Source organism: Streptococcus sp. SC1 (assembly GCF_030272855.1).
Lineage (GTDB): Bacteria > Bacillota > Bacilli > Lactobacillales > Streptococcaceae > Streptococcus.
Genome location: NZ_JAQCMU010000002.1, coordinates 257,951 through 278,323 on the forward strand (window position 1 = coordinate 257,951; position 20,373 = coordinate 278,323).

Sequence of the window (20,373 nt, forward strand, 5' to 3'; positions counted from 1 at the left end):
TTTACAAATCTTCTTTTCTTAGTGGTTTGACATCCTTGAGTAATGGATGGTTCTTGTCTGCTTCTGAGACTTCTGCTGCTTCTAGGTTTTCCCACTGAATGCCTAGAGCTGGGTCTGCATAGTTGACAAAGGCATACTTAGGTTTGAGTTCCAGAGCCCAGTAGTCATTCACCAGATAGCTATAGGAAACGGTGTCAGAAAGGACTTGGAAGCCGTTGGCGACGCCCCGTGGCACAAAAATCCCCTTGCTGGCATCGATTACTGTTTGGTAGGTGTTGCCAAAGGTCTCACCTTCACGCAGGTCGACCCAAGATCCTAGCACCTTACCATCATCTGCAACTGAGATGTACTTGTCCCATGGTTCAGCATGAAGACCACGCAGGACATTTTTACGAGAAAAGCTGACATTATTTTGCAGTTTTCCTTCTGCAAAAAAGCTTTCAGGAAAGCCTAGCGGCAGCATTTTTTCCTTTTGGAAATTCTCCTTAAACCAGCCTCGATTGTCCCCACGAACAGGGATATCAAACTCCAGCATACCTGGGATTCCAGGAACCTCACGCGCTGCTAATTCCTTATCAAAAAATTGTTCTGTCATCTTCTTATGCTTCTCCAATCAAACGGAGCAAGTATTGTCCGTATTCATTCTTCTTCAACGGTTGCGCCAATTCGTGCACTTGATCTTTAGTGATATAGCCCATACGATAGGCAATTTCTTCCAGATTTGCCACCTGAACATTCTGCATACGCTGAACTGTTTCGATATATTGAGCCGCTTCTAAGAGACTTTCGTGAGTTCCTGTATCCAACCAAGCAAAACCACGTCCCATGAGCTCAACAGATAAATCACCACGTTCCAAGTAAGCCTTGTTGACATCAGTGATTTCCAGTTCTCCGCGAGGACTTGGTTTGATGTTCTTGGCAATTTCTACGACATCGTTATCGTAGAAATAGAGTCCAGTCACTGCATAGTTAGAGCGAGGTTGTTCTGGTTTTTCTTCGATGGAGATAGCATTCATATTTTCATCAAATTCTACAACACCAAAACGTTCTGGATCCTTGACATGGTAGCCAAAAACAGTTGCTCCTTTTTCCTTAGCCGCAGCATTTTGGAGCATTTTACTCAGACCTGGCCCATGGTAAATATTATCCCCAAGAATCAGCGCTACATTGTCATCTCCAATAAAATCAGCCCCAATGATAAAGGCTTGTGCCAGTCCGTCCGGACTTGGCTGCTCAGCATAAGAGAGCTTGATGCCAAACTCAGAGCCGTCACCCAGCAGATCCTCAAAACGAGGCAAATCTGTCGGAGTGGAGATAATCAAGATGTCCTTGATACCAGCCAGCATAAGAGTTGACAGCGGATAATAAATCATGGGCTTGTCATAAACCGGCATGAGCTGTTTTGACGCAGCGCGGGTCAATGGGTACAAACGAGTACCAGAACCACCTGCAAGAATAATACCTTTCATATGAGTTTCCTCTCTTAATGTATTCTCCTTATTCTACCATTTTTGAAAGCGGATGTCATCCTTTTCACACCCCTTAAATAAAAGAAAAAGAGCGGAAATTCCGCTTTCTTCCGCTATTTGATTCTAATTTGACATTACCCCAAAGCCACATCCAAAACCATCATGAGAACGAAGCCCACCATGAGACCTAAAGTCGCAACATCGGTATTGCCATTGGTCTGCGAATCCGGTATCAGCTCCTCTACCACCACGAAAATCATGGCTCCTGCCGCAAAGGAGAGGGCATAGGGCAGAATCGCTGTCATGGCCATAACAGCTACCGCTCCCAGAACAGCACCGATTGGCTCTACAATCGCAGACATGGAGCCCCAGTAGAAGGCCTTAAGCCGAGACTTTCCGTCCGTCCGAATCGGAATGGACAGCGCCGCTCCTTCTAGGACGTTCTGCAGTCCAATTCCCAAAGCTAGGCCAATCGCGCCAACAAAGACTTCCGGACTTGGATTGGCGGCCAAAGCGCCAAAGGCTACTCCGACTGCCAAACCTTCTGGAAAATTGTGAATGGTAATGGCTAAAAAGAGCAGAGCCGTCTTGGACAGTTTCTTTCGGCTATGCTCAGGAACACTCTCTGCCTCCGAAATATCCTTGCTCAAGTGCAAGTGAGACACCACCGCATCAATCAGCCGCAGGAAAAAGCCGCCCACTAAAAAGCCAATCGCTGCAGGCAGCCAAGACAGCTTGCCATAAGAACTTTGCGCATATTCAATTGATGGTGCCAGAAGCGACCAAAAGGAAGCCGCAATCATGACGCCCGCCGCAAAGCCCATCATAATATCCAGCAACTTACGACTGACCTTTTTAAAGAAAAATACAACAGCCGAGCCCACAATAGTACATCCCCATGTAAAAAGCCTAGCCAAGAATGCCTGCATAACCAGAGGCTGCGATCGTAACCAGTCCATAACTTCTCCTTATCCTCTGAAATCAATCATACAAAATCGTCTTGGTTTCGCCGATACAGTGTTTTTCCTCATTCCAGTAATGAATCCGCTCGAAAGAGCCTTTCCGCCAGTAGAGGGGCAAACGTTCACGTATGTCGTCCTGCATATCTATTTGGCCAAGTTCGGAAATCTTCCACCATTTGGGCTCCCCTTCATGATCGTTTCCCCTGACTTGCCCTTCAAATGCAGTACAAAGAAAATCGTAATACACATACCGTTCTTTTTTACTCGGATTAGTGAAGCCTGAAATTCCCTTCAATTTCAAGTTTAGAGCAGTCAGCCCTGTTTCTTCTTTTAATTCGCGCCTTGCAGCTTCGAAAAAAGATTCTGGAAACTCCACCTTCCCACCTGGTTGTATCCACCCTTTAAAGTTATCGTGCTGGCGATTAAGCAGTAGGATTTCATCATCTTTTTTTACACAAATATTGACCCAATTCAAAATAGTTTCTGTCATATCAAACCTTCTCCACATGGAACTAGTAACTTTAAATCATACAATTGCACAAGCACAAGCTGTAATTGAAAGCAAGCTCCCAAAAAGAGTTATTCCAACTCAATATTCTTTATTTTGGATAGAAAATCGAACGATCTGATGATTTTGAACAAGGACCTCGTATTTACCAAATCCAGAAGACTTACTATGTTTCCCGACACTAATGACCATAAGATAACGTGCATTTAGTAGCTTCGTTAAATCTAGCTGTTCTTGTAAAATCTGCTTAATTTTATCATCATTCTTCTGGTCTTGGCCAATACTAATGATAGATCCATCGTCTTGCTCCACGTTCAAAATTACCTTCATTTCAATGGCAAGAGCCTCTTTTTCCAACATGTCAGAAATAGGGATTGGGTATAAGCCCTGCAAAGGCTGGCCTTCTGCTCGATTCTTTTTTATCAGAGCCTCGTATGCATCAATATTTGGCGCATCCTTATCTATCATAAAATCAAGAGATTCAAGATATAGTTTCTTCTTATCCGCCCTTGCAAAACTATCTTTTACAGTCTCTAAAGTTTCACTATACCCCGGACTCAGCTCTAGTCCCGTATAAGCGATACTAGGGAAAGCTTGATAAATCGCATCTCCCTTTTCAAGCTGTAGGTCAATATCCGTTTTTCCATATTTCTCATCCCGAGAGGTGTAATACTCAATTCGGTCACCGATCTTAACCATTTTCCCCTCAATTTCCTCAGAATACTCAGCACTGATTAAATAACCAGCAAAAGAGGTATAGTTTTTATTAGCATCTATAACTCTGACCGTTCCTTCAAATCCACTCTGCTTATAAGAGCGCTGAACAGCCTGTATCATTTCATATTTCGGCACTCGTACAAAAACTCCCCATATATCTATGAAATTCAGAAACATAGAGACAAGAGCCATGAGAAAAACGATCGCCACACTAGATAGGAAACAGCCCAAAACACCAAAGCCTATTTTCTTTTTTGTATTCTTTGCTAGTTCCTGACTTCCTCCATTATTTTGAGCATCAAGAGAATGTTGAGAACGACTTTTATGTCTGGTAAATAGAATAAGTGAGATTGAGATTAAGATTGATATTACTAGTAAGAGTAAAACGAGGAATATTATAATCATTTGTTTTCCATAAGTATCTTCTTTACGTACCGCTCAATAGGATAGTCAGCTGGATTCAGCAGCCCCGCTTCTCCTAAAACCATCTGAGCTAATTGGCGTCCGATGAGCGGACCAGTTGTCAGACCAGAAGAGCCTAATCCACTGGCAGCATAAACATGCGGCAAGTCTGGCACAGCGCCAAAGAAAGGAGAAAAGTCGCTGGTATAAGCCCGCGTTCCCACGCGCTCGCCTAGAATCTCTGCAGTAGCCAACCTCGGCAAATAAGTTTCCGCTTCTTGCTGCAACTGATCCAATACCGTCTTATCTACCGTCAAATCAAAGCCCTGATCATTTTCATGACTGGCACCGACACTGACCTTACCTGCTAGAAAAGGAATAATATCCAGCTCACCCTCAGGCATCACAACAGGGTAGTCATCTGTCTTTTCAGCTAGCTTGAAATCACGTAGCTGTCCCTTTTGAGGCCGAACATCTGTCTTATAGCCCAGTGGCAGCAAGATTTCTCCCAGCCAAGCCCCCACAGCTAAGATGACACAGTCAAAACTACGACCATCCACCAGAAGTTGCTCCCCATCTACTGCCAGGCTTACCTTTTTCTCAACCAACTCTGCCTTTCTGGCCTTTAGAAGCGTCTCCGTCAAGAGTGCTCCTTCCACACGGGCACCACCGGAAGCATAGAGAAGCCGCTCAAAGCCTTGCAAGTCTGTAAATTTCTCCTGGGTTTCCTGACGGCTGAGAAGACTCAACTCCCCAATCAGCGGCGACTCTTCCCGACGATTAACAGCTAAATCATAAAGCTCCTGCAGCTTGCTCTCATCTTTTTTCAGCAGATAGACACCTGTCTGTTGGTAAAAGTCTGTCTGGATTCCAGCCGCTTTCAAATCCGCAATTAAATCTTGATAAAAATCAGCGCCCAAACGCGCCATCCTGTACCAAGTCTTGTTGCGACGCTTGGAAAACCAAGGACTGATAATGCCAGCAGCTGCCTTGGTTGCCTGCCCCTCGCCGTCATCAAAGACAGTCACTTCCACATCTGGGGATTTGGATAGATAGTAAGCGGCTGTTGAGCCAACAATCCCAGCTCCAATCACTGCTACTCTTTTCATGTCGCTCCCTCTCAAATATGTCGGAAAGGATTGGTCGAAGCCTGACTAGCCAGAATCTCAATTTTCCAGCCCTCTTCTGCCTTCCAAGTATCAAATTTTTCTTTCAATTTTTCCGTAAATAGAACTTCGATATGGTGTCCAGGATCAAGCGCCAAAAGCCCTTCTGTCAGCATTTCCTGAGCTGTGTGATAGTAAATATCACCTGTAATGTAGACTTGCGCTCCCTTAGCAATGGCCTCTGGATAGAAAGACTGACCACTGCCACCACAGATAGCCACACGATCAATGACGCGTTCGAGGAGGTCTGCTTCTTCATAAGCCACCAGACGCAAACTATCTAGTCCAAAAGTTGCCTTGACCTTAGCCGCAAAGTCCCCAAAAGTCTGAGGAGCAATCCTCCCTACGCGGCCAATACCATGCTCTGGGCTTGTCTGACTGAGAAAACTTGTCTCCTCAATCTCCAAACGCTGGCAGAACCAGTCATTGAGCCCATCCTCCACGACATCAATATTCGTATGGCTGACATAGACAGCAATATCATGCTTGATGAGGTCTAAGATCATTTGATTTTGTGCCTTATCTGCCACTAGGTCCTTAAGTGGGCGAAAGATAGGCGCATGCTTAACGATAATCAATCCAGCACCTGCCCCAATGGCCTCCGCCACCGTCTGCTCGCGGATATCCAACGCTACCAGAACCTTGTCCACTTCTTTGTCCAAAGTCCCGATTTGCAGGCCCGAAATGTCGCCCTCCATGGACAGTTCTTGCGGGCAATAGGCTTCATAACGGGCGATAATTTCACTTGCTAACATGGAGTACCTCCTTGATACTTTCGATTTTTTGGGTCATAGCAGAGCGTTCTAGCTGATTCTTTTCTGGGATATGGGCCAGTGCTCCTTCAAGTTTTTTCAGTTCTTTTTGCCATTTCTGCTGAAAAACAGACGATTTCTGCTCTAGCAGAAAAGGCCCGAAACGCTTTTCTTGCTCTGTCAAAGTTTGCTGACCTGCTTCTGCCACTAGGATTACATAAAACTTTCCAGCTTCTTCTAAGATATCCTCAGCCAACAAACGAAAACCGTTAGATACCAGCCAGCTGCGGAGCTCATCCTCTCGGTTATTGGGCTGCAAAATCAAGCGGGAAACAGACGCAAGCTTAGCTCTGCCATTTTCCAAAATCTCTGAAATCAAGCGACCACCCATGCCAGCGATGACGATGGTGTCAATCTGATCTTCCGCTTCAAAAGCCGCCAGACCATTGGCCAAGCGAACCTCAATCTGCTCCGTCAGCCCATGCTCTGCCACATTTTTCTGGGCAGACTGAAAAGGCCCCTCTACCACTTCACCGGCCAGAGCCTTCTCAATCCGTCCCTGCTGAATCAGGTAAATAGGCAGATAGGCGTGATCACTCCCAACATCCAGCAACTTTGCCCCATCTGGCACAAAAGCAGCTACTCGCTCCAAGCGTTGAGAAATCGTCTTTTTTTGCATTGCTTACTCTTTTCTAAACATTCTTCTATTCAGTATATCATTTTTAAGGGTATAAAAAAAGCAGCGGAACAAAAATCAGCCTGTTAATAAACTGATTCTGTCTCGCCACTTGTCACCTTTTATTTGATTTCTTGATACTCGGCAGCTAAACCACGCTGGACTGCCGGACGGGCCGCAATCTTCTCCGCCCAGACAACTAGATGTTTGTAAGATGCAACATCTAAGAACTCCGCTGCTCCAGTATAGATCTTGTCTTGCACTAACTGACCATACCAAGACCAGATAGCAATATCTGCTATGCTATAGTCATCTCCAGCGATATAAGCTTTCTTAGCCAATTCTTTGTCCAGTAAATCTAGCTGTCGCTTGGCTTCCATCGTAAAACGGTTGATAGGATATTCTAGCTTTTCTGGTGCATAGTTAAAGAAATGACCAAATCCGCCTCCCAAGAAGGGCGCCGCTCCTGTCTGCCAGAAGAGCCAGTTGAGCACCTCAGTTCGACCAGCCAAATCTGACGGAATCAGCTTTCCAAACTTCTCTGCCAGATAGAGCAGGATATTTGCTGATTCAAAGACAGGAATCGGCTTATGACCTGACTGATCCAACAAGGCCGGAATCTTGGAGTTGGGATTGATTTTCACAAAATCTGAGCCAAACTGGTCGCCGTCCATGATGCTGATCTTATAGAGGTCATAGGCTGCCTCTGTCACCCCTGCTGCCAGCAGTTCCTCCAGCATAATCGTTACCTTGACTCCATTAGGAGTCCCAAGCGAATAAAGCTGAAAAGGCTCTATACCAACAGGAAGCTTCTGCTCAAAACGAGCACCTGCAGTAGGCTGATTGATACCTGAAAATTTTCCTTGGTCGCTGTCCGCAGCAGACCAGACTTTTGGCAATTGATAGGTCATACTTTTCTCCTTTTTTATAAAATCAAGGGCCTGTCATATCTAACAGGCCGCTGTAAATCAAATAAAGTCAGTCCTTCCACAAATTCATGGCCTTGAGGAAATCATCCGAAACCGTTACATTCTGTGGATTACTTGCTTCACGCTCCGCCCGTTTGGCTTCTACTTGAGCTTGGGTTGTAATACCTTCCCGCCGCCAATTACGCAAGATCGCCTGGATATATTTCCAATTAGGCTTGCCATTGAAAACCGCTTCGCGTAAAGCAGCTTTGACCAGGTCTGGATTGGTTTGATCGTCCTTAATGGTCTTGGTTAAATCCTCAATTTCAAATGGAGTCAAAAGACGACCTAGCTCTTGCTGGAAGGTTTCAACCAGTTCCTTGAGAAGGTTACCATCCGACACTGGCCTTGACCCAGTAGGACCAGAAATCTCCAAAAGCTCATCTAGCTTTTCTAATGCTGGTGAAGCATCAAAAATCGCTTCAATTTCCCCATTCAGTTCAATGGTTCTGTACTGGAGCAAGCCTTTTTCCGTCAGATGGGACATGGAACGATTGACCTCGGACAAGGTCTTGCCAATATGCTCCGCAATCTGACTAGGCGCAAACTCCTCCAATGAGGTGGTATTTTGCAGATAGAAAAACTGCCAGACCAAAAAATCATCACTGGAATCAAAAATGTCTTTAAAATGCAAAAAGAGGGCACTTGGAAGAACCAAGTTGCCATTTTTGTAAGCTGCTAAATAAGTCATAGTACCTCTTTATAAATAAGCAAAGAAGGATGCATCATTCTCTGGACTTTGCCAATCAAATGGCGTTTCTTGATAGACTGCATAATTGACCCAATTACTGAAAAAGAGAGCTGCCGCCAAACTCCAGCGCAGACAAGGAGTCGTATTCACATCATCATTCTTGAAGTAATTCTCAGGAATATGAGGATCCTTGCCCGCTTCCAAGTCACGGAAATACTCCTTGGCAAGGGTATCACGGTCGTACTCCATATGACCAAAGCTATACACCTCTCGCAAGTCACGGCTTGCCAAAACAGACAAGCCAGTCTTTTCGCCCTCAGAGAGAATTTCTAGATTGGTCAGATTCAGAATGTCTTCCTTCAGCACTTCTGTATGCCTTGAATGAGGCGTGATAAATTCATCATCAAAACCTCTAAAAAGCAGATTATTGCTTGGAGTTGACTGCTCGTAAACACCCGAAAGTTTCTCTTCCATCTGGTGCTTATCCACGCCATAGCGGGCATAAAGGCCAGCCTGAGCCCCCCAGCAGATATGCAAAGTCGAAAAGACATGAGTCTTGGACCATTCAATCACTTGCTGGAATTCCTCCCAATAGTCTACCGCCTCAAAGGGCAGATGCTCTACTGGCGCTCCTGTGATAATCAAGCCATCAAAGAAACGATGTTTGACCTCATCAAAAGTCTTGTAAAAGGTCTGCATGTGCTCTGCCTGAGTGGTCTTCGATGTATGAGAAGTCATATAAAGAAACTCAATGGTCAGCTGTAAAGGCGTATTGGCCAAATGACGCAAAATCTGTGTTTCCGTTACCATTTTCTGGGGCATGAGATTGAGTACCAAAATATTCAGAGGACGAATATCTTGGTGGTCTGCCCGGTCATCATCCATGACAAAGATATTCTCAGAGCTTAAAATTTCAACTGCGGGAAGCTTCTTATCAATCTTGATAGGCATGAAAATATCTCCTTTTGTTTAATATACCTATTATACTCAAAGGAGATATAGTTTTCAATTATACTTTTTCTCTAACTAGATATAGTAATAAGCTATATCTTTAGTAGTGCATTAATACTTTATAGTCATAATCGCCGATTGCTTCGCGACCTTTGAGCTCATCCAACTCGATGAGGAAGGCACAGCCAGCCACTACGCCACCAAGGCGCTCAATCATCTCAATGGTTGCCTTAACAGTTCCACCAGTTGCAAGAAGATCATCAACAATCAGAACGCGTTGACCAGGTTTGATTGCATCCGCATGCATAGTCAGAGTATCTACACCATACTCTTTTTCATAGTCCGCTGAGATAACTTCACGTGGAAGCTTGCCTGGCTTACGGACAGGAGCAAAGCCAACTCCTAATTCAAAGGCAACTGGACATCCTACGATAAAGCCACGCGCTTCTGGACCGACGATCATGTCGATTTCCTTGTCAGTCGCATACTGTACAATTTCACGTACAGCGTAGCTATAGGCATTCCCATCAGCCATCAAAGGGCTAATATCACGGAAGAGAATCCCTTCCGTTGGGTAGTTTTCAATGGTTGCAATATAATCTTTTAAATTCATAATGTTCTTTCTTTCAAAAAATTTTTTACTCTCTATTATACCATGTTTTATTCAAAAAGGCTCTAGCAGACTTTCAAATATTTTTAGATATGAAATGTTTGGAAAATAGAGGGATTTCCCTTATTTGTCCATCAAATAATCATAAATCTCCTGCACAGTGCCCAGAGCCATGAGTTCTTGTTCTTTGACTAGGCGCTTGAGGTCTTGGTAAATAAGACTGCTATCAATTTCTTTCTTTTCAGCTTCCTTATTGACCGTCATGACGCCTTCGGTGATGCTGACAAAGCCCAACTCTTCAAAAATCTGAATCATTTTGACCAAGAGAATTGGATCGATTTTCAGATAAGCCGCCAACTCTTTAAGTTTATAGCGAACGTCAAACTCAGGGAACTGATAGATGGTCTTGTAGAGTTTAGCAAATTGCTCACGAGTACCATAACCGGTCAGATAGTAAGGTTTGGCAATCTCATTCTTAAAGTAAATAGCATCGAAATTCTGAGACTGAAGAATCTTCTTCAAATCCTGCAAGTCATCGGGCAGGTCATAAACCACAACTGCTCTGCTATTTGTCAAATCCGGCAATTCCTCAGTGAAACGCAAGATTGGAACTTTGTCAGGCAGTGTCGCATTTTTGCTGCGGATATTGAAAAGCTGTACGCCGTCCACACGAGCATCTACCAGCATGAGCTGGAGACTGGTCTGGCCGTTCCATTTATTGACAGAGAGGCTGACAGCTAGCTCTAGATTCTTGGTCTGGGCAAACTCTGTCGCCAGGCTTCCTTGCCCAAAAGCTACTACTTCAAAAGATGCGTCTTCCTGAAAAATTTTCAGCTTGAGATGGCTATTGCCAGCCCCCATAGTCCGAGCATTGTCCACTTTAAAGTCCTTGAGGTAAAAAAGCGGCTTCTTATTGTCCATACCAAAAGGCGCCAGTTTTTCAAAGCTTTTGAGTGTATCCAAGGACAGTTCTGGCAGGTGCAACTCCTCGTCTAAATAGAGGGTTGTTTTACCAGTCAAATCCAAATCATTATCTAAGATGTAGGCTGTCAGAATATCAGCAAGCTCCGCCAGCTTGTCTGCTTCGAGAGCCATTCCAGCTGCTCCAGCATGGCCACCAAAGGCTAGAAAGAGGTCGCGGTGACTGTCCAAAGCCTCAAAGATATTGACCGCTTCAATACTGCGGGCGCTACCCTTAGCGATGCCATCCTCGATATTAAGCACTATGATTGGCTGGTGCAGCTCTTCCAGCAATCGCCCAGCGACAATTCCTAGTACACCAGGGTTCCAACCTTCCTTAGCCAATACCTGCACTGGTCTCTTAGGATCCAGCATGGTTTGTGCTTCTTCATAAATCTGCTGGACGATTTCCTTGCGCTCGTCATTTTTCTGGTTGATCATGAGCGCAATGTCACGAGCTTCTTCATCGTCAAAGCCTGTCAAAAGCTCAACCGCTGGATTTGGATCATCCAGCCGTCCCAGTGCATTGAGTCGGGGAGCAAGCTGGAAACCAACCGTTTCTTCGTCTAGCTCATCTGGCTGAATGCCTGCGATTTTGAAGAGTTCCTGAAGTCCTACTCGCTGGGTATTTTTGAGGACGGAAAGACCATATTTGACCAAAATCCGATTTTCCCCCGTCAGACTGACCATGTCGGCAATAGTGCCAATGGCAACTAAGTCCAAAAGTTCGACTTGGACTTCTTCCAACAAGGCTGTTGCCAGCTTAAAAGCCACCCCACAACCAGCTAAATGCTTGAAAGGGTAATCCGCTCCGCTATGTTCCGGATGGACGATTGCATAGGCATTTGGCAGCTCCTCCGGCATGGAGTGGTGATCCGTCACGATGACATCCACGCCCAGAGACTGAGCCAGCTCGATCACTTCAAGGCCCGCCACTCCATTGTCCACTGTAATAATGAGCGAGATGCCTTGATTTTCAATAAAATACTTGTAAACACTGCTATTAGGACCATAGCCGTCCGTAAAGCGATTGGGCAGATAGACCTGACACTCAGCCCCCAGCTGGTCCAAGGCTTCCTTGACAATCGATGCTGAGGTCATCCCATCTGCATCATAATCACCATAGATCAAAATCTGCTCGTAATTCTCAATCGCTGCACGAATGCGCTCCACTGCTCGCTCCATATCATGCAGGTCATAAGGATCGTGAAGCTGGTCTAAACTAGGCTCCAAAAATTCCTGTAAGGCCTCTTCAGTCTGCACGCCTCTTTGATAAAGAAGACTGGCAGCGGCAGGTTCTAATCCAGCTTTCTTAGCCTTTTTTAAAAATTTTTCGTCTGTAAAATTAGTGGCAAATTGCCAGTCGTATTTTGAGCTAATCATGATAAGTGAAACACTCTCTCCGTTCAATCTTGTCTGAATATTATAACATGAAAAAGCGACAGAACAGAAGAAAAAGACACGGAATATTTCTTCTGTTCTATCACTTTATGTTTTACTTCCTCAATCGGTTAAAATTCGAGCAAGGTCAATTTTGCTGGATTTTCGCTTACCAGCTAGAACTTCTCCGATCGTCATATCCAACTTACTAACTTCCTTTCGCTATCCTATTTCCTTTGTAAGTCTTTGCTTTAAAAACAAGCGCTTCCGAGCTAATAAAATGACTTCTGCGCTTAGATGAGTCAAGAGCAAGGTTAGCAAAAAGACAATCCTTCCCTGCTGCCACTTGGCAAAATCGGTCTTCTGGAGCAGATAAAAAGAGGATTCTATAAAAATCGGGTGCAAAAAGAAATATAAAATGCTCAATTCTTTGAGGTGATACAGATGCCAGTTTTGACCAATTCTTGTACGCAAAATCCAATTCACCAGAAATAAAGCAAAGAGAGGCAAAGCCAAAAAGAAGTTCTTATCAATCCCCTGATGGATGAAGACAATCCACCCATCTAGCAGCAAAAGAAGGCCAGACAAGAATAGCTTTTTCCCATAATCTTTCCTAAAAATGCTAGACTGCTGATAATCATAAAGAAGATAGCCCAAGTAAATAAAAATGGGAGTATAGAAAATACCGTTTCGGGTGGTGAAGAAAATCTTAGCATAGGTGTCAAAAGACTGGGTAAGCCAGCTATGTGAGAAATAAGCGTAGTATGTCTCGATTGATCCCATTACATAAAGCAGGAGTAGAAAAATGCCCGTCTTTCTAGCACCCCATTTTCTATAAACATAGTGAACAAGTAAAAGGCCCAAGAGAAAGGCGGGAATGTACCAAAGTTGATAACATAAGCCGATATACAAAATCCCAGCCAACAAGGCCAAAGGAGCGTAATGTTTCTGAACTGGCAAGGTCCAAAAATACGCCAAAGCATAAGGAACATAAATCCCGCTCCACAAAAGATACTGCTTCAAAATACGCTTAATGTACAGCTTCATATCCTGCTTCTTAGCCAAGCTGGATTTTAGCATAAAAGCTGATGAAATCAGAAAAAAGGGCACTGCCATGCGACCAAACATGCTTTTCTGAGTAAAATGTAAGACTTCATTTTCAAAAAGTCGCTGACAATGCACCAAAATTACCAAAATTGAAGCTATATACTGAAACAAACTGAGCATGGCGTAGTTGACCGGCTTCTCTGACTCTCTGACATTTCTTTCCGTCATAAATACTCTCCCTAGGAAGATATGCTTAATAAATAGATTTAGCGCTTGCTCAGCCAAACATGCTGAAAGGCAGCGATGTCTCGATAAGGAGATTGGTTGCAGACAGCTAGCTCCATTTCAAGCATCTTTTCAGACCAGTCAGGGGCAGTTTTGTAGTCATTGGATTGCAGCCCGTAAAAAATTCGTACCCCCTGATAATCCTCAACTTCTAAGGGAAGACCTGAAATCACTTTCTGAACCTGATAGACCTTAGCAGCTCCCATGCTGTGGGTTTGATATTCCTGACCCGCCAAAAGCCGCTGGGCCTTTTCTGGGTCATTTTCAAAAACCACCGTATGCATAATGCGCCCAACCTCGTGATGCTTGATCAGAGAAATTTTTCCATCCTTTTTTAAGAGACGGGAAAATTCAGCTAAATAGAGAGCTGGCTCAGACACATACTCTAAAACATTATGACAGATGATGACATCAAAAGACTGGTCTGGCAATTTTTGCAGAAGGTCCAAGCTGCCTTGCAATTGCTCATAATAAAAGTCCTGCTTGCGCTCGGCAATCATCTCTGGGCTTGGCTCGATGGCGGTCACTTGGTTCTTTTCCGCTAGAAAATCAGCCACAATCCCAAAACCGCTGCCGAAATCAAGGATTTTCTGTCCCTTCAGAGATTTAAGAAAAGCAAAAACAATATCATACTGAAGCTTGCCCCAAGGCGCCTGCAGATGAGCCTTGTAGGCTTGTAGATTAGCTGTCATAAAACCTCACTTATAGTTAAACATATTGGCCGCCATCTTGTCGGCAATTTTTGGGAACAGGGTATAAAGCTTGTGCGCTAGATTGAGAATCCTAGGTAGATTAATTTCCCGCTTCTTTTTGCCAAAGGAGCTGACAATTTTGCCTGCTACAAAGTCTGGCTCAAGCATATATTTGTCCACTGCTTTCACATAGGAACCGTCAGGATCTGCCTGATCGAAAAAGGCTGTTTTGATAGGCCCGGGATTAACTGTCGTAACATAGACTCCAAAAGGCAGAAGCTCCAAACGCAGGGCATTGGAAAAACCAATCGCTGCAAACTTGGTCGCTGAGTATAGACTGGACTTGCTGCTTGCAATGAGGCCAGCCATACTAACGATATTGACAATATGACCTTGACCTGCCTGCTTCATGCGAGTTCCAAAAATACGGGACAGGTTCATCAAGGCAAAGGTATTGACCTCAAACATGGCCTCGATATCGCTTGAGCTGATTTTGTCAAATTCCTCAAAAATCCCATAGCCAGCGTTATTGACTAGGACATCGACGTGCCCGTATTGTCTGTCAACCCGCTCAGCAAATCTTTCCAAAGCTGAGCTATCTGTGATATCCAGCTCCACTAGGTCAAGATTTTCTTTTTCTCCATATAGTTTTTCCAGCTTAGCCTTGCTCCGTCCGACCAAAATCAGTCGGTCATGGGGCAAGAGTTTAACCATTTCCTGAGCCAGCCCACCGCTAGCGCCTGTAATGATGATGGTGCGCATCTCTATCCCTTTCAAAGTGTTGATTGTTTAATGAAATCTTTTTCCAGCTAAATAGTCAGCATAGGCTTGATCAATGACCGGAGCAAAAAGATGATAATCCTCCCAGCTACCTAAAAATTCCAAAGGTAGGTCGTACAAGTCATTGACTACAAATTCGGAATAATCCTTCATGTACTGATGTTCATAGTAATCGTTCACAAAAGCCTGAAAGTCCCTTTTGACATCCATTGTTCCCAATTTGCCATCGCACCAGTCTAAAAGATAATCCACTCCAGAAGTTTGCTCGTTTTTGACACTTTGGAGTGATGTTTCTTCATCAGGAGTCATCATTTCCTTTGCGTCATGCTGGATTAGCCAAGTCACAAAGAAGCCAATATGATTCGCAGCCCAACGATGAATCTCTCGGTAATCATCTTGTGTCAATTCTTCGTTTTTTAAGTTGTAACTATAAAGATAGTTGGTTAATGCATCCTCAAAATACCAATCAGCTTTATCGAATAAACGATTTTCAACTGCCATCCTATTTTCCTCTCAACGAAACTGTCCTAAAAATGGAAAATTATAACTCAACTTCTTCCAGGTCCTTGACTACATGGACATTTTCAAAGACAGCACTGGCATCACGACGCATTTGGCTAATGTCTTTCGATAAGAAGCGAGCGCTGACATGATTGAGCAGGAGGTGTTTGACACCGGCTTCCTTAGCCACTTCCGCAGCCTGCATATTGGTAGAATGACCATGCTTGCGGGCCATCTTTTCATCTCCCTTGCCATAGGTCGCTTCATGAACCAGCACATCCGCAGCCACAGCCAGGCGAACACTTGAGTCAGTCTTTCTGGTGTCACCCAGGATGGTAATAGTTTTACCCGGACGAGGAGCTGAGATATAATCGGCTGCTATGATTTTGGTGCCATCTTCTAGGACGATATCCTGACCATTCTTGACTTTTCCAAAGAGAGGACCAAAAGGAACGCCCGCCTCGCGCAGCTTGTCCGCATCCAGCGTTCCTTCCAAATCTTTCTGCATCACCCGATAACCCACGCAGAAAATCGTGTGGTCTAGCTTATCCGCATAAACAGTAAACTTGTCCGTTTCCAGAATCTTTCCCAGACTGTTTTCATCAAACTCATGAAAATCAATCCGATAAGGCAGGCGAGAACCAGACACGCGCAAGCTTGTCATCACAAAGCTTTTGATACCGACTGGCCCATAAATTTCCAAATCCGTCTGCTCTTCATTGGCCTGAAAAGCTCGGCTAGAGAGGAAACCCGGCAAACCGAAAATGTGGTCGCCGTGCAGGTGCGTGATGAAAATCTTTGAAATCTTACGAGGTTTGATGGTAGTTTCCAAGATTCGATTCTGGGTACCTTCACCGCAATCAAACATCCAGACTTCATTGATTTCCTCCAAAAGCTTGAGAACAAGACTGGACACATTGCGAGCCTTGGACGGCTGACCGGCTCCGGTTCCTAAAAATTGTAATTGCATATTTTTCTTTCTAAATGATATAAATCATAGCAGAGCGATTCTGCGAGTGATAGTATTTTTTGCCAGCATAGGACTGGGCCAGCTGACTGACTTCATCTTGATTGTAGCCCAGAACTCTTTGGCTGCCATCCGCAAGCTGCTGCCAATCGGTCAAGGCAGTCAGTTGCTTACATTCCACGACTTGAGACTCAGCTTTGAGAGGCACCATTTTTATTCTCCCAGCTTCTTCGTAGACCAAGTACTGGGGAAAGACTTGCGCGATTTCAAAGAGCAAGTCAGCTGATACCGGCTCTGGCTTTTCAGGGAAGACCAAGCCGACTTCCTTCTTCTCGTAGCAAAATCCATAGGACTTGCCAGAAAGATTGAGGCGGATAAAAGGTTTAGTTTCTAGAAAGTTGGGCTCAGGATTCCACAAGTCCAGCGCTTGCGTAATTTCTAGAAAATAGGCTGTTGCGGCTTCCGGACTTTTCTTTTGATAAAGCTCAGCAAAGTAAGCGTTGATAACACTAGGTGGCGGTGTGATAAAGCTCAGCTTCTGCTCTTCCGTCAGGCCAGCCAATACTTGCTCTAAGTAGACCCTGTCTAGGCTCGTAAAACCGCCGTATTTGAGGGCCAAGTCAATAAAATCAGTCATAAAATTCTTCCAGTTTCCATTTATTTTTTTCGGCAATCCAGCCTGAAATAGCTTCGATATCGTCTATGTATTCTCGATTTCCGATAATTGCGACTTTCTCTAAATCATGAATCTTGTAGGCCTTAGACGGCGCTACCTTGATGGTAAAAGGCACAAAGAGCTCTTTCATCCGCTCCAGCAGGACTTGCTGCAAAAGAGCTCTGCTATTGTCCGCCTTAGCCGAAATCAAAGAATAAGGAGTCAGGGTCGGGGTGAAATCCTCCGCCTTATCCGCTTTGTTATAGAGAGTCAGCCGGGGAATATCCAGCATATCCAGCTCTTTCATGATGTCAAGGACAGTCTTTTCATGCTCCTCATGATGAGGGTCACTAGCATCAATAACATGGACCAGCAAATCGACATTTTTGCTCTCTTCCAGAGTGGATTTAAAGCTGGATACCAGCTCTGTCGGCAAATCCTGAATGAAGCCAACTGTGTCCGTCAGCGTGACATTGAGCTGACCACTGAGGTTGATGTTCTTAGTCGTGGCATCCAGCGTCGCAAAGAGTTCGTCCGCCTCATACTGGCTCTTGCTAGTCAAGCAGTTCATAATAGTGGACTTGCCAGCATTGGTATAGCCGATGAGGCCGATTTTGAAAATGCTGGACTCTAGCCGCTTTTCACGAACGGTTGCCCGATTTTTCTCGACCGCCTTGAGCTGGCGCTCAATATCATGAATCTGATTGCGTACACTGCGTCGATTGAGCTCCAGCTGACTTTCACCAGGCCCGCGAGAGCCAATTCCACCAGCCTGACGGCTGAGCATAATGCCCTGCCCAACCAAGCGAGGAAGCAGGTACTTGAGCTGGGCCAAATGCACCTGAAGTTTCCCCTCATGACTTCTAGCCCTCATGGCAAAAATATCCAAAATCAGCTGCATACGGTCAATGACCTTGACGCCCAAGCTTTCTTCCAGATTGACATTTTGGCGAGGTGTCAGACGGTTATTGACAATGACGGTCGAAATCTCTTCGGCATCAACCATCTGCCGGATCTCTTCTAACTTGCCAGAACCGACAAAGGTCTTGCTATCATACTTTTCCCTCTTCTGGCTATAGGAGCCGACTACCTCAGCTCCTGCCGTCTTAGCCAGACTTTGCAGTTCCTCCATGGATAGGTCAAAATTTTCTGTGTCTGCCAGTTCCACACCGACCAAAAAGACACGCTCTGTTTTTTTCTCTGTTTCTATCATCTCATATCCTTATTAAGACTTGGTCAGCCAGCTATTTGTCCAAAAACTTCCTGATGTCTTCCATAACCTGCTCTTTGTAGTCTGGATTTCCCACCTGATAAAAGGTTACGGACATCCGATTGCGAAACCAAGTTAGCTGGCGCTTGGCGAAACGGCGGGTGTTCTGCTTGAGCTTGTTCACCGCCTCATCTAGGCTCATCTGACCTTCAAAGTAGGGGAAAAGTTCCTTGTAGCCGATCCCCTTGCTGGCTTGACTGGTTGGAGCTTTCTCATACAGCCAACGGGCTTCTTCTAAAAGTCCGGCTTCTAGCATCAGATCCACTCGCTGATTGATTCGGTCATAAAGTTTTTGTCGCTCATCATCTAGACAAATCAGCAAGGCTTCATAGTCTGGCTGGCTATTTTCTAGCGAACCGCCCAGATGGGCAATCTCCAGCGCCCTCATAGCTCTGCGCCGATTTATCTGAGGAATCTCGATACCCAGCTCTGCTATTTTTCCAAACAAAGCCTCATCCGACCAAGTATCCAGCTGCGCCCGATAGGCCAGAATCTCCTCGTGAGGGACGGAGCCGCCCAGATGGTAGCCCTCGAGCAAGCTCTGGATATAGAGCCCCGTACCACCGCAAATGATGGGAAGCTGACCTTGAGCCTCAATCTCGCGAATAGCCTGAGCCGCCTCTGTCACAAAATCATAGGCCGAATAGCTCTCGCCGACCTCCCGCACATCCAGCAGATGGTGGGGAATGCCTTCCTGCTCCTCAGGACGAATCTTAGCCGTGCCAATATCCAAACCACGATAGACTTGCTGGCTATCTCCGCTGATGATTTGGCCATTGAAGCGCTTGGCTACCTCGATACTCAGAGCCGTTTTCCCAACTGCCGTCGGCCCCACTATCACAATTATTTTGGTTTTCATCTTTTTTCCTTGAAAAAATTTTGATTTTTCGTTACTATTAATTATAACATAAATAATAAAAGTTCAGAAAAGGAGAAATCATATGGCTAAAGGATTTGGAAAAGGCGTTCTTACAGGTGTAGCAGGTACTGTTGCTGCTCTTGCTGGTGCAGTCTATGCCTTTAAGAAAAAAGTTATCGAACCTGAGGAACAAAAAGCAGCTTTCATCGAAGAAAACCGTAAGAAAGCCGCTCGCAAACGTGTAGCACACTAAGCCTGCACATTTTAAAAAAGAGAGTGGGACAGAAATCGGTAATTCGTTAGAATTCGATTTCTGTCCCACCTCCGCATAGTTGAGTAGAGCCCTACTCAACTATGCGTCTTGCTCGACAATACAAAGACAATTGAGAGGCTAGGACTTTTGTCCCAGCCTCTTTTCTTTTGTAGAAAACAGCAAGCTGAATAACTGCTACAGATAAAACAATTAATCTTTTACATTTCTCTCTTTCTTAGATGGCCGAATGCCATGAGAGCTAAAGATATAATTGCTTAAGAGCAAGAATACTAACAACCCAAGCACAAAAAACAAATCATAAGTGGGCTCAGAGGACAGGAAAACGAAAGGAAGCGCGAGACATAAAATTATGACATAAAAGATTTTCAACCGCTTGATATAAAGCCAGAAGAGTTCAATACTCCGATCACCGCTGATCTGCGACTTAGACTTACTTTTCGAGTACCAGATGATAAATGCTTCCGCGAAACAGAATAGACTTAGCAAAAAGACCATGCTCCCAAAGCGAATCTGTAGGAGAATTCCCACTGCTAACAATAAGATGAAACCTAAGCTCGTAGCAACTACTGCTCGCCTAGTATTAGTCATAAAATCAACTCCTTTAAAGGATAAATTCAAAGAATGTCTTTAGCAGTTTTTTTCTTTTTATTCTCAAGTAATTCAAAAAATCAATCCTTATTTCTATGATGAGAACTAAAAAATATAAGCAAAACCATTAAAAACGAGACAATTAGACCTACCGTAGTTTGGTTTAAAAACGGATAATTAAAAAATAAATAATTACAGAGTGTTAATAATAGACCTCCTGCCGTTAACACAAAAGATATAAGC

The 20,373-nt window shown here is 44.5% G+C and carries 23 protein-coding genes; 1 reads left to right on the top strand and 22 read right to left on the bottom strand.

Annotated features, from left to right (window positions below):
* Position 1 precedes the first annotated feature (1 nt).
* The 21 genes from PAN94_RS04135 to miaA form a co-directional block, all read right to left on the bottom strand.
* Positions 2–595, bottom strand: coding sequence for a dTDP-4-dehydrorhamnose 3,5-epimerase family protein (locus PAN94_RS04135; protein WP_015605114.1), 594 nt, complete (start codon positions 593–595; stop codon positions 2–4).
* A gap of 4 nt (positions 596–599) precedes the next feature.
* A complete protein-coding gene (gene rfbA / locus PAN94_RS04140; RefSeq protein WP_285874756.1) occupies positions 600–1,469 on the bottom strand; it encodes a glucose-1-phosphate thymidylyltransferase RfbA in 870 nt (289 codons plus the stop codon).
* Positions 1,470–1,603: 134 nt separating this feature from the next.
* The gene (gene tmpA / locus PAN94_RS04145) at positions 1,604–2,428 is read right to left on the bottom strand and encodes a ZIP family manganese transporter TmpA (RefSeq protein WP_285874757.1); all 825 of its coding nucleotides are present in this window, start codon (positions 2,426–2,428) and stop codon (positions 1,604–1,606) included.
* Positions 2,429–2,450: 22 nt separating this feature from the next.
* The gene (locus tag PAN94_RS04150) at positions 2,451–2,921 is read right to left on the bottom strand and encodes an 8-oxo-dGTP diphosphatase (protein WP_285874760.1); all 471 of its coding nucleotides are present in this window, start codon (positions 2,919–2,921) and stop codon (positions 2,451–2,453) included.
* A gap of 99 nt (positions 2,922–3,020) precedes the next feature.
* Positions 3,021–4,061 carry a hypothetical protein gene (locus tag PAN94_RS04155; protein ID WP_285874762.1) on the bottom strand — a complete coding sequence of 347 codons (1,041 nt, stop codon included), beginning with the start codon at positions 4,059–4,061 and terminating at the stop codon, positions 3,021–3,023.
* The gene (locus PAN94_RS04160) at positions 4,058–5,167 is read right to left on the bottom strand and encodes an NAD(P)/FAD-dependent oxidoreductase (protein ID WP_285874763.1); all 1,110 of its coding nucleotides are present in this window, start codon (positions 5,165–5,167) and stop codon (positions 4,058–4,060) included. The genes PAN94_RS04155 and PAN94_RS04160 overlap by 4 nt, the downstream gene beginning before the upstream one ends.
* 11 nt (positions 5,168–5,178) lie before the next feature.
* Positions 5,179–5,979, bottom strand: a complete 801-nt coding sequence (locus PAN94_RS04165; RefSeq protein WP_285874764.1) for a Nif3-like dinuclear metal center hexameric protein — start codon at positions 5,977–5,979, stop codon at positions 5,179–5,181.
* On the bottom strand, positions 5,966–6,655 hold the full coding sequence (locus tag PAN94_RS04170; protein WP_148888517.1) for a tRNA (adenine(22)-N(1))-methyltransferase: 690 nt from the start codon (positions 6,653–6,655) through the stop codon (positions 5,966–5,968). Before PAN94_RS04170 ends, PAN94_RS04165 begins: the two co-directional genes overlap by 14 nt.
* 119 nt (positions 6,656–6,774) lie before the next feature.
* Positions 6,775–7,563 (bottom strand): glutathione-dependent disulfide-bond oxidoreductase, encoded by a 789-nt coding sequence (gene yghU / locus PAN94_RS04175; RefSeq protein WP_285874765.1) that lies wholly within the window; start codon positions 7,561–7,563, stop codon positions 6,775–6,777.
* 67 nt (positions 7,564–7,630) lie between these two features.
* Positions 7,631–8,311 carry a DnaD domain-containing protein gene (locus tag PAN94_RS04180; RefSeq protein ID WP_285874767.1) on the bottom strand — a complete coding sequence of 227 codons (681 nt, stop codon included), beginning with the start codon at positions 8,309–8,311 and terminating at the stop codon, positions 7,631–7,633.
* Positions 8,312–8,320: 9 nt separating this feature from the next.
* Positions 8,321–9,262: a homoserine O-acetyltransferase MetA gene (metA, locus tag PAN94_RS04185; protein WP_285874768.1), complete on the bottom strand. Its 942-nt coding sequence runs from the start codon at positions 9,260–9,262 to the stop codon at positions 8,321–8,323.
* Positions 9,263–9,362: 100 nt separating this feature from the next.
* Positions 9,363–9,875 carry an adenine phosphoribosyltransferase gene (locus tag PAN94_RS04190; RefSeq protein WP_005590499.1) on the bottom strand — a complete coding sequence of 171 codons (513 nt, stop codon included), beginning with the start codon at positions 9,873–9,875 and terminating at the stop codon, positions 9,363–9,365.
* A gap of 120 nt (positions 9,876–9,995) precedes the next feature.
* The gene (gene recJ, locus PAN94_RS04195; protein ID WP_285874769.1) at positions 9,996–12,215 is read right to left on the bottom strand and encodes a single-stranded-DNA-specific exonuclease RecJ; all 2,220 of its coding nucleotides are present in this window, start codon (positions 12,213–12,215) and stop codon (positions 9,996–9,998) included.
* Positions 12,216–12,434: 219 nt separating this feature from the next.
* On the bottom strand, positions 12,435–13,487 hold the full coding sequence (locus PAN94_RS04200) for an acyltransferase family protein (protein WP_285874770.1): 1,053 nt from the start codon (positions 13,485–13,487) through the stop codon (positions 12,435–12,437).
* A gap of 38 nt (positions 13,488–13,525) precedes the next feature.
* Positions 13,526–14,236 (bottom strand): class I SAM-dependent methyltransferase, encoded by a 711-nt coding sequence (locus tag PAN94_RS04205; RefSeq protein ID WP_285874771.1) that lies wholly within the window; start codon positions 14,234–14,236, stop codon positions 13,526–13,528.
* Between the two features lie 6 nt (positions 14,237–14,242).
* Positions 14,243–14,998, bottom strand: coding sequence for an SDR family NAD(P)-dependent oxidoreductase (locus tag PAN94_RS04210; RefSeq protein WP_285874772.1), 756 nt, complete (start codon positions 14,996–14,998; stop codon positions 14,243–14,245).
* Between the two features lie 27 nt (positions 14,999–15,025).
* A complete protein-coding gene (locus PAN94_RS04215) occupies positions 15,026–15,517 on the bottom strand; it encodes a DUF7832 domain-containing protein (RefSeq protein ID WP_285874773.1) in 492 nt (163 codons plus the stop codon).
* Between the two features lie 40 nt (positions 15,518–15,557).
* Positions 15,558–16,487 carry a ribonuclease Z gene (gene rnz, locus PAN94_RS04220; protein ID WP_285874774.1) on the bottom strand — a complete coding sequence of 310 codons (930 nt, stop codon included), beginning with the start codon at positions 16,485–16,487 and terminating at the stop codon, positions 15,558–15,560.
* A gap of 10 nt (positions 16,488–16,497) precedes the next feature.
* Positions 16,498–17,121, bottom strand: a complete 624-nt coding sequence (locus PAN94_RS04225) for a cystathionine beta-lyase (protein WP_285874775.1) — start codon at positions 17,119–17,121, stop codon at positions 16,498–16,500.
* On the bottom strand, positions 17,114–18,352 hold the full coding sequence (gene hflX / locus PAN94_RS04230) for a GTPase HflX (protein ID WP_285874776.1): 1,239 nt from the start codon (positions 18,350–18,352) through the stop codon (positions 17,114–17,116). Before hflX ends, PAN94_RS04225 begins: the two co-directional genes overlap by 8 nt.
* Positions 18,353–18,383: 31 nt before the next feature.
* Positions 18,384–19,268, bottom strand: a complete 885-nt coding sequence (gene miaA, locus PAN94_RS04235) for a tRNA (adenosine(37)-N6)-dimethylallyltransferase MiaA (RefSeq protein WP_285874778.1) — start codon at positions 19,266–19,268, stop codon at positions 18,384–18,386.
* 82 nt (positions 19,269–19,350) lie between these two features.
* Here miaA and PAN94_RS04240 point away from each other — a divergent pair, with 82 nt between their 5' ends.
* Entirely contained in the window at positions 19,351–19,521 is a 171-nt protein-coding gene (locus PAN94_RS04240; RefSeq protein ID WP_005590510.1) for a DUF3042 family protein, read from the top strand.
* A 210-nt stretch (positions 19,522–19,731) separates the two neighbouring features.
* On the opposite strand, the gene PAN94_RS04245 is transcribed toward PAN94_RS04240, so the two are convergent.
* On the bottom strand, positions 19,732–20,130 hold the full coding sequence (locus PAN94_RS04245; RefSeq protein WP_285874780.1) for a hypothetical protein: 399 nt from the start codon (positions 20,128–20,130) through the stop codon (positions 19,732–19,734).
* Positions 20,131–20,373: the final 243 nt, after the last annotated feature.